Source organism: Methylobacterium sp. Leaf123, from assembly GCF_001423405.1.
GTDB lineage: Bacteria > Pseudomonadota > Alphaproteobacteria > Rhizobiales > Beijerinckiaceae > Methylobacterium.
This window is the reverse complement of the sequence record NZ_LMNS01000034.1, coordinates 105,719-120,929: the sequence shown is the minus strand read 5'-3', so window position 1 is coordinate 120,929 and position 15,211 is coordinate 105,719. Positions and strand designations below refer to the sequence as shown.

General features: G+C 70.7%; 17 protein-coding genes. 6 read left to right on the top strand and 11 right to left on the bottom strand.

From position 1 onward, the window contains the following. Nucleotides 1-115 precede the first annotated feature (115 nt). A complete protein-coding gene (locus tag ASF53_RS16485; RefSeq protein WP_056200612.1) occupies nucleotides 116-2,311 on the bottom strand; it encodes a xanthine dehydrogenase family protein molybdopterin-binding subunit in 2,196 nt (731 codons plus the stop codon). 35 nt (nucleotides 2,312-2,346) lie between these two features. Beyond that, entirely contained in the window at nucleotides 2,347-2,802 is a 456-nt protein-coding gene (locus tag ASF53_RS16480) for a (2Fe-2S)-binding protein (protein ID WP_056200610.1), read from the bottom strand. 434 nt (nucleotides 2,803-3,236) lie between these two features. Between ASF53_RS16480 and ASF53_RS16475 the strand changes: the two genes are divergently transcribed. Beyond that, a complete protein-coding gene (locus tag ASF53_RS16475; RefSeq protein WP_056200606.1) occupies nucleotides 3,237-4,778 on the top strand; it encodes a sensor histidine kinase in 1,542 nt (513 codons plus the stop codon). 214 nt (nucleotides 4,779-4,992) lie between these two features. Here ASF53_RS16475 and cobT read toward each other — a convergent pair whose 3' ends face one another. Further along, a complete protein-coding gene (gene cobT, locus ASF53_RS16470) occupies nucleotides 4,993-6,030 on the bottom strand; it encodes a nicotinate-nucleotide--dimethylbenzimidazole phosphoribosyltransferase (protein ID WP_056200603.1) in 1,038 nt (345 codons plus the stop codon). 167 nt (nucleotides 6,031-6,197) lie between these two features. Here cobT and cobS point away from each other — a divergent pair, with 167 nt between their 5' ends. From cobS to ASF53_RS16445, 5 genes are all read left to right on the top strand, one after another. Continuing rightward, entirely contained in the window at nucleotides 6,198-7,025 is an 828-nt protein-coding gene (gene cobS / locus ASF53_RS16465) for an adenosylcobinamide-GDP ribazoletransferase (protein WP_056200600.1), read from the top strand. A gap of 16 nt (nucleotides 7,026-7,041) precedes the next feature. Further along, complete coding sequence (locus tag ASF53_RS16460) at nucleotides 7,042-7,719, top strand: DUF6891 domain-containing protein (protein WP_056200597.1); 678 nt, start codon at nucleotides 7,042-7,044, stop codon at nucleotides 7,717-7,719. 54 nt (nucleotides 7,720-7,773) lie between these two features. Next, nucleotides 7,774-7,986, top strand: a complete 213-nt coding sequence (locus ASF53_RS16455) for a DUF1289 domain-containing protein (protein ID WP_056200594.1) — start codon at nucleotides 7,774-7,776, stop codon at nucleotides 7,984-7,986. Further along, nucleotides 7,983-8,675: a retropepsin-like aspartic protease family protein gene (locus ASF53_RS16450; protein ID WP_056200591.1), complete on the top strand. Its 693-nt coding sequence runs from the start codon at nucleotides 7,983-7,985 to the stop codon at nucleotides 8,673-8,675. The genes ASF53_RS16455 and ASF53_RS16450 overlap by 4 nt, the downstream gene beginning before the upstream one ends. A 216-nt stretch (nucleotides 8,676-8,891) precedes the next feature. Beyond that, a complete protein-coding gene (locus ASF53_RS16445) occupies nucleotides 8,892-9,332 on the top strand; it encodes a phospholipase A2 family protein (RefSeq protein WP_056200588.1) in 441 nt (146 codons plus the stop codon). Nucleotides 9,333-9,469: 137 nt separating this feature from the next. Here the strand turns inward: ASF53_RS16445 and ASF53_RS16440 are convergent, their stop codons facing one another. From ASF53_RS16440 to ASF53_RS16410, 8 genes are all read right to left on the bottom strand, one after another. Continuing rightward, nucleotides 9,470-9,868 carry a DUF3775 domain-containing protein gene (locus tag ASF53_RS16440; RefSeq protein ID WP_056200586.1) on the bottom strand — a complete coding sequence of 133 codons (399 nt, stop codon included), beginning with the start codon at nucleotides 9,866-9,868 and terminating at the stop codon, nucleotides 9,470-9,472. Nucleotides 9,869-10,092: 224 nt separating this feature from the next. After that, nucleotides 10,093-10,227 (bottom strand): hypothetical protein, encoded by a 135-nt coding sequence (locus tag ASF53_RS26825; RefSeq protein WP_286134499.1) that lies wholly within the window; start codon nucleotides 10,225-10,227, stop codon nucleotides 10,093-10,095. A 95-nt stretch (nucleotides 10,228-10,322) separates the two neighbouring features. Next, entirely contained in the window at nucleotides 10,323-10,889 is a 567-nt protein-coding gene (locus ASF53_RS16435; RefSeq protein WP_056200583.1) for an NUDIX domain-containing protein, read from the bottom strand. A gap of 20 nt (nucleotides 10,890-10,909) precedes the next feature. Then, on the bottom strand, nucleotides 10,910-11,191 hold the full coding sequence (locus ASF53_RS16430) for a sulfurtransferase TusA family protein (protein WP_056200580.1): 282 nt from the start codon (nucleotides 11,189-11,191) through the stop codon (nucleotides 10,910-10,912). Between the two features lie 78 nt (nucleotides 11,192-11,269). Continuing rightward, a complete protein-coding gene (locus ASF53_RS16425) occupies nucleotides 11,270-11,686 on the bottom strand; it encodes a hypothetical protein (protein ID WP_056200577.1) in 417 nt (138 codons plus the stop codon). 111 nt (nucleotides 11,687-11,797) lie between these two features. Next, on the bottom strand, nucleotides 11,798-13,168 hold the full coding sequence (locus tag ASF53_RS16420) for a glutamate--cysteine ligase (protein WP_056200574.1): 1,371 nt from the start codon (nucleotides 13,166-13,168) through the stop codon (nucleotides 11,798-11,800). Between the two features lie 186 nt (nucleotides 13,169-13,354). After that, nucleotides 13,355-14,338, bottom strand: a complete 984-nt coding sequence (locus ASF53_RS16415) for an asparaginase (protein ID WP_056200572.1) — start codon at nucleotides 14,336-14,338, stop codon at nucleotides 13,355-13,357. Between the two features lie 29 nt (nucleotides 14,339-14,367). Beyond that, nucleotides 14,368-15,120 (bottom strand): 16S rRNA (uracil(1498)-N(3))-methyltransferase, encoded by a 753-nt coding sequence (locus ASF53_RS16410; protein ID WP_056200569.1) that lies wholly within the window; start codon nucleotides 15,118-15,120, stop codon nucleotides 14,368-14,370. Nucleotides 15,121-15,211 lie beyond the last annotated feature (91 nt).

Genomic DNA, 15,211 nt, shown 5'->3' with positions numbered 1-15,211 from the left:
GGTGCCGTGGAGTCATGTCTCGCTCAGATGTGTCCCGTATCCGGCTCATTACTTTCCCGGCAATCCCGTTACGGGACTGCCAAGAAACGTGTGGTGAGCGTTCGGGCCGGGCGTGCTACGCGCCGCGCAGGCGCGAGGGGTCGAGCGGCAGCGAGCGCAGGCGCTGGCCCGTCGCGGCGAAGACCGCGTTGGCGATGGCCGGCGCCAGGACCGGCACGCCGGGCTCGCCGATCCCGGTGGGGGCGACCTCGGAGGGCACGATGTGAACCTCGACCCGCGGCATCTCGGAGATGCGCGTCGGCTGGTAGCTGTCGAAATTCGTCTCCTGCACCACGCCGTCCTTGAGGGTGATGCGGTTGCGCAGCACCGCCGAGAGGGCGAAGCCCACCGCACCCTCGACTTGGGCGCGCACCACGTCCGGGTTCACGGCGATGCCGACATCGACCGCCGCCACGATCCGGTTGACCCGCACGCCGGACTCGCCCGCCGTGACGTCGGCCACCATCGCGACGTAGGAGCCGAAGGATTCGTGCACCGCCACGCCGAGGCCGCGGCCCTTCTCGGAGGGTTTCTCGCCCCAGCCGGCCCGCTCGGCGGCCAGCCGCAGCACGCCCGACAGGCGCGGCGCGCGGGTCAGCAGCGACAGCCGGTAGGCGACCGGGTCGGAGCTCGACGCATGGGCCAGCTCGTCGATGAACACCTCCATCACATGGGCGGTGTGGGTGTGGCCGACCGAGCGCCACCACAGGACCGGCACGCCCTCGCGGGCATTGTGCACCTCGAAGCGGTAGGCCGGGAGCGCGTAGGGCGTGTCGGAAGCACCCTCAACGGTGGTGGAGTCGATGCCGTTCTTGACGAGCATCGCCTCGAAGGGCGAGCCGATCATGATCGACTTGCCCACCATGGTGTGGCGCCAGCCGGTGATCTGGCCCTTCTCGTTCAGGCCCGCCTTGACCGTGTGGTAGACCTGCGGGCGGTAATAGCCGGCCGCCATGTCGTCCTCGCGGGTCCAGACGAGGTGGACCGGCGCCTTGCCGTCCCAGGCCTTCACGATCGCGGCGGCCTCGGCGAAGTAGTCGGCGCCCGGCGTCGCCCGCCGGCCGAACGAGCCGCCGGCCCATTGCGTGTGCAGCCGGACCCGGTCGGTCGTGACGCCCAGCGTCGCCGCCACCACCGCCTGCTCGATGGTCTGGATCTGGCAGCCGGCATAGACGTCGTAGCTGCCGTCCGCCGCGCGCTCGATCGTGGCGTTCAGGGGCTCCATCGCGGCATGCGCGAGATAGGGGAAGGAGAACTCCGCCTCCAGCACCTTGGCCGAGCCCTTGATGGCGCCATCGGCATCGCCCGCCTGCGAGGCGACGAGGCCGGAGGTCTTGGCCGTCTCGCGGTACTCGGCGAGGATCGCGTCCGAGGAGCGGGTCTCGGCGGTAGAGTTGTCCCAGGTGATCTTGAGGGCCTCGCGGGCCTTCATCGCGCTCCACGTGTCGCGGGCGATCACCGCGACGCCGGTCGGGATCGTGACGATGCCGACGACGCCGGGCATGCCCTGCGCGGCCTCCGCATCCACCGACTTCACCGTAGCGCCGAAGCGCGGCGGGTGGGCGACGAGCGCCGTGACCTGACCGGGGCGGCGGATGTCGAGGGAGTAGATCGCGGTGCCGTCGGTCTTCGCCGCGGAATCGATCCGCGGCACGCGCTGGCCGATCAGCGTCCACTCGCCCGGCGTCTTGAGGCGGGACTCCTGCGGCACCGGCTTGGCGGCGGCAGCCTCGGCGAATTCGCCGAAGCGGGCCTGCTTGCCCGACTTGTGGCTGATGACGCCCTTGGCGACAGTGATCTCGCCCGCCGGCACGCTCCACTTTTCGGCCGCGGCGGCGACCAGCATGGCGCGGGCGGCCGCACCCGCCTTGCGGAGCTGGAACCAAGAATTGGCGATCGCCGTGGAGCCGCCGGTGCCCTGGACCGGGCCCATCAGCAGGTTGGCGTAGAGCTTGGCGTCGGCCGGGGCGAAGGCGACGCGCATCTGGCTCCAATCCGCGTCGAGTTCGTCGGCGAGGATGGTGGCGAGCCCGGTCGTGTTGCCCTGGCCCATATCGAGATGCTTGATCATCACCGTGACGCTGTCGTCGGCGGCGATCCGCACGAAGGCGTTGGGCTGGGCCGGCCCCTTCGACAGCGCGTCCGAGGCTTCCGCGGCGCGGGCGCCCTTCAGGTCGAGGCGGAAGGCGAGCAGCACGGCGCCCGCCGTCGCGCCGGTGAGGAAGGCGCGCCGCGAGGGGACGGGCGCATCGATCGTATCGAGCTTGAGCATGCCGTGCTCCTTGTTCCGGTCGGTTGCAGGGCGGCTCAGGCCAGTGAGCGGGCGGCGTCGTGGATGGCGGCGCGGATGCGCTGGTAGGTGCCGCAGCGGCAGACATTGCCGTCCATGGCGCCGTCGATATCGGCGTCGCTGGGTTTCGGGTTCTCGGTCAGCAGGCTGATGGCCGACATGATCTGGCCGGACTGGCAGTAGCCGCATTGCACCACGTCGAGGCTGCGCCACGCCGTCTTCACCGCATCGGCCACCTTGCCCTCGACGCCCTCGATCGTGGTGATCTTGGCCTCGCCGACATCGCCGATCCGGGTCTGGCAGGCGCGCACCGGCTGGCCGTCCATGTGCACGGTGCAGGCGCCGCATTGGGCGATGCCGCAGCCATACTTGGTCCCGGTCATGTCGAGCCGGTCGCGGATGACCCAGAGCAGGGGCATGTCGGGGTCGGCATCGACCTCCCGCGCCACGCCGTTCAGGTTGAGGGTCAGCATGGGCGCACTCCGAGAGGAAGGTGTCGCACGAAACGCTCGGGGCTCGGGGCCGTCATCCGGCCGGGAGATGCGCTTCGGGACCGTCACGTGGTGTCGGCACTTGGAATCGTTCCGATTCTGATCCCGTCTGACCATCTCCGATGTGCGGGAGCGCACTCGAATACAGGCGATACGGTTCCCGCATGATCGATGCGAGAACCGTATCGCCGAGCCCGCGCGGCCTCTGAGCGAAGCCCAAATCCGCCATCCCGAAGGGATCGACCGGATTCGGCATGAGACATTTCGGTTCTCATATCTGCGCAATTCGCCGGATCGTCGAAGCCGCTTCTTAACGGTTCGCACGGCACCTTGAGGGCTCTCCACCCCGCCCCGTGCGCCGCTAGTCCACGACCGGGCGCCCGGCGTTCCGATCCCGATTGGCGATCTCGACTGTTATGGCCGACCTCACAGCGGAGATGGTTCAGCGCGGGCGCGGGCCCTCCTCGCAAGAGGTGGCCAAGCGCCGGGGCATCGCGCGCGAGATGCGCTCGGCCCGCGAGCGGCTGACCTCCACGAGCGGCCTGGAGCGGGCCTTCGACACCGAACTCCTGCGGCTCTACGCGCAGTACCGGGTCGGGGCGGGCATCCCGCTCCTGCTCCTGGCGCTCATGGTCGCGGGTGCCTCCTCGATCTGGGTGACGGCCGTGACCGCGGCGGTCTGGGCCGCCGGGGCGATCGCCGCCACCACCCTGATGCTGCTGCTGAGCCGCCGCTTCCTGCGGCAGGCGCCGGAAAGCCTCTCGCTGAAGCGCTGGGGGCGCACCTTCGTCGCCGCCGAGTTCGCCCAGAGCGCCGCCTGGGCGATGCTGCTGCTCGTGGGCGTGCCCGAGGCGCGGACTTTCGCGCTGTTCGGCCTCGTCATCGTCGCGGCGGTGACGACGATGCTCGCCGCGACCGTGCCGGTCGCCGCCCTGGCGGGCCTCGTGCCGCTGATGCTGGCGGCGCTCTCGCTGCTGGTCTTCTCCAGCGACATGGACACGATGCTCCTCGTCGCGATGACGGTGGCGAGCCAGCTCTTCTTCGCCGGCTTGGCACGCCGCCTCTACGCCTCGGCGGTCGGCACCCTGCAATCGCGGGCGGAGAAGGACGCGATCTTCGCTGAACTCGAACAGGCCAAGGCCAATTCCGACGAGGCCCGGCGGCGGGCGGAGGAGGCGAACCTCGCCAAATCCCGCTTCCTCGCCACCATGAGCCACGAGCTGCGCACGCCGCTCAACGCCATCCTCGGCTTCTCGGAGGTGATGAAGAACGAGGTGTTCGGCGCCCATATCGCCCCGGCCTACCGGGAATACGCCACCGACATCCACGACAGCGGGATGCACCTGCTCAATCTCATCAACGAGATCCTCGACCTCTCGCGCATCGAGGCCGGGCGCTACGACCTGACCGAGGAGGCGGTGCAGCTCGCCCACACGGTCGAGGAGTGCCGCCACATGATGACCCTGCGCGCCCGCAGCAAGGGCCAGACCTTCGCCAGCCTGATCGACGATTCCCTGCCGCGCCTCTGGGCCGACGAGCGGGCGCTGCGCCAGATCGTGCTCAACCTGCTCTCGAACGCGGTGAAGTTCACCCCGCCGGGCGGCGAGATCACGATCAAGGTCGGCTGGACCTCGTCGGGCGGACAATATCTCAGCGTCAAGGATTCCGGGCCCGGCATCCCCGAGGACGAACTCGGCACGGTGATGTCCTCGTTCGGCCGCGGCTCGCTGGCGATCAAGACCGCCGAGCAGGGTTCGGGTCTCGGCCTGCCGATCGTGAAGGGCCTGATCGACCTCCATGGCGGCGGCTTCCAGCTCAAGTCGAAGCCGCGCGAGGGCACCGAGGTGATCGTCACCTTCCCCGCGAGCCGTGGCATGGACACCCTGCCCGCGATGACGCTCGGCGCCGAGAAGGCCCCGGCCGAGGCGGCCTCCGCCCGGCGCGCACGGGCCGCCTGAGCGGCGGCTCGGAGCCGGAACGACTGGTTCCGGCAACCGTCACGGTCCTCATGCTGAGGCGCTGCGTCGCAGCCTCGAAGCACGCCGCGACGCTTCTCCGGGCAGACCCACGCGACAGGATCGACCGTTCGGGCGTGCTTCGAGGCCGAGCTTTCGCTCGGCACCTCAGCATGAGGGGCGATAAGCTTGCCAAAGCCCTCCACTGAATAAGATTCTAGCCCTCGCTCTTGCCCGAGACCCCGGCCTGCTCGAACGTCGCCATGTCGCGGTGGCAGGCCAGCGCGCCCTTCAGCAGGCCGAGCGCCAGGGCCGCGCCCGAGGCTTCGCCGAGGCGCATGTCGAGCGACAGGACGGGCTTGAGGCCGAGCCGTTCCAGCACCTCGCCATGCGCGCCCTCGGCCGAACGATGGCCGGCAATGCAATGGTCGAGGGCGTGCGGATCGGCGGCGTGCAGAATGGCCGCCGCCGCGGTTGCCACGTAACCGTCGAGCACCACCGGCACCCGTTGCAGCCGTGCGGCCAGGATGGCGCCGGCCATCGCCGCGATCTCCCGGCCGCCGAGCCGCGCCAGGATCGTCAGCGGGTCGCCGAGATGATCCGTGTGGGTGTCGAGCGCCAGCCGCACGGCCTGCGCCTTGCGGGCGAGGCCGGCCGCGTCGAGGCCGGTGCCGCGACCGACCCAATGCTCGGACTCGCCGCCATAGAGCGCCGCGTAGATCGCCGCCGCGACCGTGGTGTTGCCGATGCCCATCTCGCCGACCGCGAGGCAATCGGTGCCCGCTGCCACCGCCTCCATGCCGAAGGCCATGGTGGCGACACATCCCTTCTCGTCGAGGGCCGGGCCGGAGCAGATGTCGCCGGTCGGCAGATCCACGGCCAGATCGAACACCCGGAAGCCGAGGCCGTAGGCGGCGCAGAGTTGGTTGATCGCCGCACCCCCGGCGGCGAAGTTGTCGAGCATCTGCCGGTTGACCGCGGCGGGGAAGGCCGAGACGCCGCGCTCCACCACCCCGTGGCTGCCGGCGAACACGCAGACCATCGGCCGGTCGAGGGTGGGCTTGGCCTTGCCCTGCCACGCGCCGAGCCATTCCACGAATGTTTCGAGCCGCCCGAGCGCGCCCGGCGGCTTGGTGAGGCTGGCATCCCGCGCGCGGATCGCGGCGACCGCGTCCTCGTCGGGGCCGGGCATCTCCGTCAGCAGCCGGCGGATGTCGGCGAAGGGCGCGGCGTCGGAGGTCGGGCTGGAGGTCATCGGCAGGGCTCGTGCGCGTCGGATGCGGGAAAAACGAAGGAGGTCGCCCGATCGGTGCGGGAATTGCCACCGGATAGCCAGCGACGCCGCGTAGCAGGCCGGAGGCTCCCGGCGCTATAGAAGCGGACGGGCCCGCGGTACAGGCGGCCGATGGGAAGGGAAGCGGAATGATCGAGCGCAGTGGCCGCGATCTCGGACCGCCCTTTCCCGGGGCGGAGCTGGTCTACGATCTCGCCGCCTGCCTCCGCTTCTTCACCCGCCTGCCGGTTCCGCCCCTGCCGGACGAGCCGGCGCCCTACGCCGCGCCGGATTTCCGCACCGTGCCGCGGATGCTGCCGCTGGCCGGGCTGCTGATCGCCGCGCCCGCCGCCTTGGTTCTGGTGCTGGCCTGGGAGATACGGCTCGGGCCGTTCGTCGCCGCCGCTCTCGCCCTCGTGGCGCTCGCGCTCATCACCGGCGCCATGCACGAGGACGGCTTGGCCGACGTCGCCGATGGGTTCGGCGGCGGCCAGAGCCGCGAGCGCAGCCTGGAGATCATGCGCGACAGCCGCATCGGCGCCTATGGCGGCACCGCCTTGTTCCTGGGGCTGGCGCTGCGGGCGGCGATGCTCGCGACCCTGCTCGACCGCTCCGGCGGGCTCGCCGCCGTGTCGCTGCTCTTCGCCGCCGCCCTGTCGCGGACGGTGGCGCTGGTCCCGCTCGCGATCCTCGATCCCGCCCGTCCCGGCGGCGCGGGCGCCGCCGTCGGCCGGCCGACCCGCGCGACGCTGGGCATCGCGGGACTGACCTGCCTGATCCTCGCCGGGATCGCCGCCGCCCTCGGCCTGCCGCCGCTGGGTCTCGGCCTCGCGCTGATCCTGGCGCCGCTCGCGGCCTTCGGCCTGAGCGCGCTGGCCGAGCGGAAGATCGGCGGCCAGACGGGCGATGTGGTCGGCGCCTGCCAGCAGGTCGGCGAGATCGCGGTGCTGCTGGCCCTGGTGGCGGCGACGGCGTAGGCGGGAGCCCAGAGTGATGCTGAGGATCCTCCGCCGGCTTTTCCTGGGCCGGACGGCAAAGGCGCAGAGCCAAGCCCCGTCCGATTCGCCCGCGGAAGCGATCGACCGTGCCGACACCGCCGAGCAGATCGAGATTCTGGCCCGCGGCGGCTTCGAGACCGAAGGTTCGACACTCGAGACGATCCTGGAGGAGTATCTTGACCCCGACACGGTCGCGCCCGACGATCGCCGCTGGGTCGAGGCGGAGGTGACGCGCGCCTTCGCACGCAAGCGGGCCGACGAGGCGACGTGGCCGCTGGAGACGGATTTCGACCGCCTCGCCATCGCCTTCGACGCGCTGGACGCGCGCGGGATCATCGCGCTGCACAAAGCCGGCTATACCCGCTCGGACGGCATCTCGGACGCGACCGAAATCTACCACCAGCGCCGGGAGCGCGGGCGCGCGTCGCGCGGGTTCGTCTTTTACCACGGGCAGGATGTCGAGTCGGTCGTCTTCGACCAGGGCCTCTACCTCGCCTCCGGCGCGTTCGAAGACCGCGACAAGACCGCGGCCGCCATCGCCGCCGAGATCGTGACGGCCGTGGAGGCGCAAGGCTTGCGGACGCAGTGGGAGGGGGATGTGGGAACGCGCATCCTCGTCCACCCGATCCACTGGTTGAAGCGCAGCCCGTCCGACGACCCGCGGGCGGCATAAGGTTTCCGGCCAGACCTTGATTCACGGCCCCGCTCCGTCCCATTTGCACGGGCGATGCTGGCGATTCCTTCCAAAAAACCCTCCTCACCCTGCACCAAGCTCTGCGTGCTCGATGCCGTAACGGGCCTGTGCGAGGGCTGCGGGCGCACGCGCGACGAGATCGGGCGGTGGGGCTCGTTCTCCGAGCCGCAGCGTTTGGCCGTCATGGCCGCGCTGCCCGAGCGGCTCCGCCGGGCCTATCCCGGCCGGGAGGCGCGCGCGTCATGATATGGGCCGGGCTTGCCATTCTCGGGATCGGCCTCATCGTTCTGATCGCCAACCATGACGGCGGCCCGGTGATGGGGCTCGATTCCGATCAGCTCGCTGGCGTCGTCTCGATGACCGCGCTGCTGCTGCTCCTCACCGCCGGCCGCTGGCGGCAGGCGCTCGTCATGCCGGGCAAGACCCTGGGCGCGATCCTGATCTGGCTTGCCATCGGCGCGGTGATCGTCGTCGGCTACACCTATCGCGACGACGCGCAACGGGTCGGCGCCAACGTCGTCGGGGCCCTGCGCCCCGGCACCGCCGTGGTCGGCCCGGGCGGCGAGGTGACGATCACCCGCCGCTCGGACGGCGATTTCGCCGTGCTGGCGGCGGTGAATGGCCGCGCCGAGCAGCGCTTCGTCTTCGATACGGGGGCGAGCAGCGTCGTGCTCACCGCTGAATCCGCCGAGCGCCTCGGCATCCGCCCGCCGGAGAGCGCCTTCACCCAGCGCGTCTCCACCGCCAACGGCACCGCGCTCACCGCGCCGATCCGGCTCGACTCGCTCACGGTCGGGCCGATCGCCGAGCGCAACGTCGACGCGATGGTGAGCCGGCCCGGCGTGCTGACCACCAACCTGCTCGGCCAGAGCTTCCTCGACCGGCTGCCCTCCTACGAGGTGCGCGGCGACCGGCTGATCCTGCGCAGCCGCTGACGGGCGTCACGCGTCCGCCCGGAATCCGGCTTCGGCGTCGTGCGCGGCGGGTTGAATGATAGGTTCCAAAGCCGGCCGGATGGCTTGTTTCTTGCGTGAAACAGTGAACCACTACCAAGGACTAATCGTTGGAACGGCTCAGTCTTCCCGGTGCGGGTCACGAACCCGGCCGGTGAAGTGCTGTGAGGGGCGCGTTTCGAACGGAGTCTTTCAACCGTGGCCATCTTTGCCTGCCGCGCCGCCCGGCGTCTTTCCCTGATCACCGGTCTCTCGGCCGTTCTCCTCGGCCTCGCACCGCTCGCCGTCTCGGCTCAGTCCGTGGTTGCCCCGGACATCGAGGGACCCTCGGTCGAGGCGCCGGCCGCGCCCGACCTCGGCAACGGTCTTCCCCAGGGCGCACTGGTCTTTCACGGCAATTATTGCGGTCCGGGCAGCCGCGGCGCCGGCCTTCCCCCGATCGATGCCCTCGACCGGGCTTGCATGCACCACGATGCCTGCTCGCCGCCGGTGGGCCAGGGGCTCCCCCGCTGCTCCTGCCACGACCGGCTGGCGCGCGAGGCGACCGCCGTGGCCCGCACGCCGCGGATCGACGACGAGTTGCGGACGGCGGCGGAGTTCGTCGCCATCGGCGCGAAGGCGCTGGCCTGCGAACCCTGACCCCATCCCTCTGAAACAGAATCGGCCCGGAGCGCTCGTTCCAGGCCGATTCTTTCGTGCGCGAGGCGGGTTTGGTTCGAAGCGCGGAGGGCCGCGCCTCGTCCGGCCTGCCGCGGCCTCACGCAGGGCGGGACGCCTTATGCCTCCGGCGTCTCCATGGGAATGCCCAGCGCGTCGAGGCCTTCTTCGAGGAGCGGCGCCGCGTCCGGCGTGCCGAGCAACTCACGGATCACCGTATCGCCCGCCGCCTCACGCTCCTTGGCGAAAGCGACCGCCGTGCGCCATTCCGCCGCCTCGTAATCGCCGCGGCCGATATAGAGCAGCGCCCCGAGATCGGCGCGCTCATCCTCGTTGAGCCCGGCGATCATGCTGCGGATCTCCTGCTCGGTGGCGTCGTCGGTGCCGCCGACCAGCATGTCGATCGAGCCGTCATCGGTCGGGTTGGAGCCCGAATCCGGATCGGTCGCGCCTTCCTTCACCTCGACCGCCCGCAGCCGCAGAATGATCTCGGTGATCTTGTCGAGGGCAATGTCCATAAGCGGCTCCAGCATCGACGGCCCATGAAGGCGGCGTCGGGTTCGAACGGAACGCGCCGTGTCCGCCGCCATCGTCCGGGCAGGCCGGAGACGTCGGGCCGCGACAGGGCGCAGAGCCTCGACAACCCGTGGCGTGGCCGTTGGTTCGGCAAGGGCCGGAGCGCCATGCGGAATCGGGAGGGGAAGGGAGCGGCCAAGCGGCGGGCGCGCTCGCCCGGAACGCTTCAGGCTCGCGGCGGATATCCGCCCGGCTCGGCGTCCACGGTCCGCGCCGGGCGCTCCTCCTCCCGCCGGTGCCACATCAGCAGCAGGGCGGAGATCACGAGCCAGGGACCGGCGATCCCGATGAAGAACGACATGAGCGCATCTCCCCGCGGCGGTGTCTGCTGTTTCGAGAGAATCCGTTCCGCGTGACAGGATGATAAGCGCTACCGGCCGGCCCGCAAGCGGTGCGTCAGGCGAAGAGTTCGGGGCGGCGCAGGCGCAGCGAGAGCAGGAGCACCAGCGTCTTCATATCGACGATCTCGCCGGCCTCGCTCATGGCGGCGAGGGTGGAGAGCGGCATCTCGACCACGGTGATCGCCTCGTGCTCCTCGGCCAAGCCGCCGCCCGGCCCTTCCCGGTCGCTCTCCGCGTAGGGGGCGAGGAACAGGTGCATCCGCTCGGTGGAAATCCCCGGCAGGCTCCACACCGTGGAGACGGGCTCGAGATGCGACAGTCGCAGCCCGGTCTCCTCGAAGGCCTCCCGGCGCACGCCCTCGGCCGGATCGGCCTCGTCGAGCAGGCCGGCCGGCACTTCGAGCAAATCAGTCACGCCCGCGGTGAAGAAGGGCGGAGCGCGGAACTGTCGGATCAGCATGGCCACCTTGCGCGCGGGATCGTAGGGCAGCACGCAGACCGCCTCGCCGTGATCCTCGATCTCGCGGGTTACCGCGGCGCCCTCGGGGGTCGTCACCTCGGCGACGAGGAAGCTCGCCCAGCCATCGTGAATGGTGCGGGTGCCGCGGATCTCGGGGGGCATGGCGTCTCCGGCTCGTCGCTTCAGGTCGGGGTCAGGCTTGCACAGGCCGGCGGGCGGTCGGCGCTGCGGCGGATCAGGAAGCGCGCGGCCGGGCCGTGGCGCTCCTGCGCCTCCAGCGCGGCCCCTTCCTCGCGGACGACGTTGGGGATGTCGATCCCGGCCAGCGGATCGGTCGCGGTCACGGCCAAGCGCGCGCCGGGCGCCAGCGCCCGCAGGGCCTTGCGCGTGCGGAGCGCGGGGAGGGGGCATTTGAGGCCGCTGAGGTCGAGTTCGACCGTGCCGTCCTGCGAGATCTCGGACATGGGAGCGGCGCATAACACGAAAACGCCCTGCCGGCTGAACCCAACCGCAGGGCGTTGTCTTCACGGAGGAGCAGACGGCTACCAGGCGTAAGGGTCGTAGCCGTAATAGCCGCCATAGGCCGGGTAGCCGTAGCCGCCGTAATAGCCCACGGGGCGGGCGTATCCGTAGCCGTAGTAACCGCCATAGGCCGGATAGCCGTAGTAGCGCGGGGCCGCGCTGGCGGCGATCGCGCCGCCGATCAGGCCGAGCGCCGCACCCGCGAACAGCGCACCGCCGATGTTGCGGCGGCGATACCCGTAGCCGTAGCCGTAACGGGGGCCGTAATAGCCTCCGTAATATCCGCGGCGCCAGCCGACGGTCTCGACGGTGGTGCCGCCGCCGACCTGCGCGGCATTCATCGCCGGTAGGGGCGCGGCCTGGACCGGCGGAACGGACGTCACGGTCAGGCTCGCCGCGGTGAGGCCGGCCAGCGTCAGGGTCGTGATGCGAGACATGGATGCGGACTCCTTAAGCGATAAGGAACACGCAGAGGAACAACGATGCGCCGAACGCGTTCCAACCGCCACGCTTTCCGCGGGTGAAAATCCGCCGCGGCGCCCTGACAATCAGAACGTGCAGGCGGTGAAGGCCGGATCGACTGATTTCTCCCAGGGGCCCTCGTAGTCGGCGAGCCGCTCCTGCGCATGGCTGCGGCCGGCGGCCACGATCGCTTCCAGCGGCTGAAGATAGACCGCCTCGTCGCGGCCGTTGCCGTCGCGGCGCGCCCGCGCCTGCAGGCCGGTGCGGGCGATGGCGAGCGCCTCCGCCGCGACCGCGCCGACGCAACGCCCGCCGATGCTGGCATGGAGCCCGAGCCGCGGCACGGCGGCGCGCATCGATTCCCGCTCGCTGGCCGTCCAGCCGCGCACCAGATCCCAGGCGGCGGAGAGGGCGGTCTCGTCGTAGAGGAGCCCGACCCAGAAGGCCGATTGCGCCGCGATCATCGCCGGCCCGCCGACATCGGCGCCGCGCATTTCGAGGAAGCGCTTGAGCCGCACTTCGGGGAAGACGGTGGAGGCGTGGTTCGCCCAGTCCGAGACGGTGGCCCGCTCGCCGGGCAATTGCGCGAGGCGCCCGGCCATCAGGTCGCGGAACGAGGCCCCGGCGACGTCGTGATAGGTCTCGCCGCGCTTGACGAAGTACATCGGCACGTCGAGCAGCCAATCGGCATAGGCCTCGTAGCCGAAGCCCTCATCGAAGGCGAAGGCCAGCATGCCGGTGCGGTCCGGGTCGGTGTCGCGCCAGATCTCCGAGCGGCGCGACAGGAAGCCGTTGGGCCGCCCGTCGGTGAAAGGGGAGTTGGCAAAGAGCGCCGTGGCGATGGGCTGGAGCGCGAGGCTGACGCGCATCTTGCGCACCATGTCGGCCTCGGAGGCGAAATCGACATTCACCTGCACGGTCGCGGTGCGCAGCATCATGTCGAGGCCGAGCTGGCCCACCTTCGGCATGTAATTCCGCATGATGCGGTAGCGGCTCTTCGGCATCTGCGGCGTCGCCTCGCGGGTCCATTTCGGACTCATGCCGAGGTCGAGGAAGCCGATGCCGAGGGGCTCGGCCGCGCGCTTCGTGGCGGCGAGATGCTCGTCGAGTTCGGTCGCCGTCGCGTGGATGTCGGGGAGCGGCGCGCCGGAGAGTTCGAACTGGCCGCCGGGCTCGATCGAGATCGCGCCGCCGCCCTCGGGTCCCGCCAGACCGATGATGTTGCCGGCATCCAAGATCGGCTCCCAGCCGGTCTCGCGGCCGAGATTCTCCAGAAGCGCCCGGATGCCGCGCTCGCCCTCATAGGGAACGGGTGCGTGGTCGGCGATGTAGAACGGGATCTTCTCGTGTTCGGTGCCGATGGCGAAGCGCGCGCACGGTTTCTCGCCCGCGGCGAACCACGCGATCAGTTCGTCCCGCGTCGTCAGCGGGGTGGTGTCGGACGTATCGCGCGCCATGCGCTGCCTCGAAGGTAACGTCGGTCGAAGGGGTCAGCGGCGCGCCGAGGATCCGCCACCGGAGGGGCCGGCCGCGGCCTTACCGGATGTCGTGTCCTTAGAGGACGCCGCAAGGGTGAACAACGCGCCCGCCGACCGCATGGCAGACATGACACAAGCTTCTGTTCACGGCGCTGACCCCGTCGATCACGGATCCGCGAAGTAAGCTCCGTAGGCCGCTCGATCGACCCCCGCGCGAAGGAGAAGCTGCAAGAGCAGCCGCGCCTTCACACCCGACAGAAGGCCTGCCGAGAGCGCACCGCGAGCGAGCAGATCGATCTCGCCGCCGGGATACCCGTATGTGCGCGAGAACACAGGACCGGTCTCGGTGCGGGAGGCGAGCAGTACCGGAAGCCGCGCGACCAGGGTGGAGACGGTCTCTGCCAGCGCCTCCGGCACGTGGCCCGCGCCCATTCCTTCGATCACGACGCCGGCGAAGCCGAGATCGGGCAGGGCGGCGAGCAGCCGTCCGTCGTCGCCGATGCCCATCTTCAGGAGCGCCACGGGGGCCGGCTCCGATGCGAGGGGGCCGCCGACGATGGGGCCGCGGCGGGGCGACACGAAAATCCGGGCCTCGCCCTCGATCACGAGCCCGACCGGGCCGGCAAGCGGTGAGCGGAAGGCCGAGGGCAGGGCGGTGTGGGCCTTCTGCACGAGGCGGGCGGCGTGGATCTCGTCGTTGAGGACGGCGAGCACGCCCATGCCCCGCGCCGCCGCGCTGCCCGCGACGATGGCGGCCGCCAGCAGGTTGCCGGGCCCGTCGGCCCCGGCGCTTTCCGGTCCGCGCATCGCGCCCGTGACGACGACGGGCTTGTCGCCGGCGACCAAGCTGTCGAGGACGAAGGCCGTCTCCTCGATCGTGTCGGTGCCCTGGATCACCACCGCGCCGTCGAGGTCGCCCGCGAGGCGCTCGGTGAGCGTGCGCGCCACGCCGATCAGGTCGTCGAGGGTGAGCCCGGCGCTCGGCCGGCGCAGGGGCGAAAGCGTCTCAATGGATGCCACCGCGGCGAGCCCCGGCACCGAGTCGGCGAGGTCGGCGGCCGTCAACGTCGGCACGATCCCGCCCTCACGGCTCCGGGTCATGGTGATCGTCCCGCCGAGGGACAGGAGGAGGATGCGGGGGGGAGTCATTCTTTAAGACATCCTCGAATCGGTCCGGCTCACCGCGCATCCCCCAGCACCGCCTGCACCAGCGTCAGCACGGCCACGGCGGCCGTATCCGCCCGCAGGATGCGCGGTCCGAGCGACAGCGCGACCGTGTTGGGACGGGCGGCGATCAACGCCCGCTCTTCGGCGTGGAACCCGCCCTCGGGGCCGACCAGCACGGCGAGCGGCGGCGGGCGCGCCGGATCGGCCGCGCCGCGCAGGGCCGCCACCGGGTCGGTGACGGGCGCGTCCTCGTCGCAGAACACGAGCAGGCGCTCGGGTTCGAGGGCTTCGAGGCAGGCGGGCAGCCGGGCCGGCTCGCCGATCTCCGGCACGGAGAGGATGCCGCATTGCTCGGCCGCCTCGATCGCGTTGGCCTGGAGGCGATCGAGCTTGATCCGCTCGCCTTGGGTGAAGCGGGTGAAGACCGGTTGGAGGCGCCCCGCGCCCATCTCCACGGCCTTCTGGGCCATGTAGTCGATGCGCCCCGTCTTCAGGGGCGCGAACAGGTAATGAAGGTCGGCGGGCGCCGGCTGCGGCCGGGTCTGCGCCACCACGCGCAGGTCGGCGCTCTTGCGGCCCTGCGGCACGATCTCGGCGCGCCACTCGCCGTCGCGCCCGTTGAACAGCAGGACGGGCTCGCCCTCCGCGCGGCGCAGCACCGTGAGCAGGTAGTTCGCCTGCGCCCGCTCCAGCGGCAGGACGCGCCCCTCCGCCAGATCCGCTTCGACGAAGAGGCGTGGGGCGGTGAAGTCGTAAGCAGCCATGGTCTCTCGCAGCCAAGCCGGTCTCGTCGCGTGGCGGCCCCGGCCTGTCAATCGGCGGCGAGCCCGATGCGCACTGGTGCAAAAAGAACAC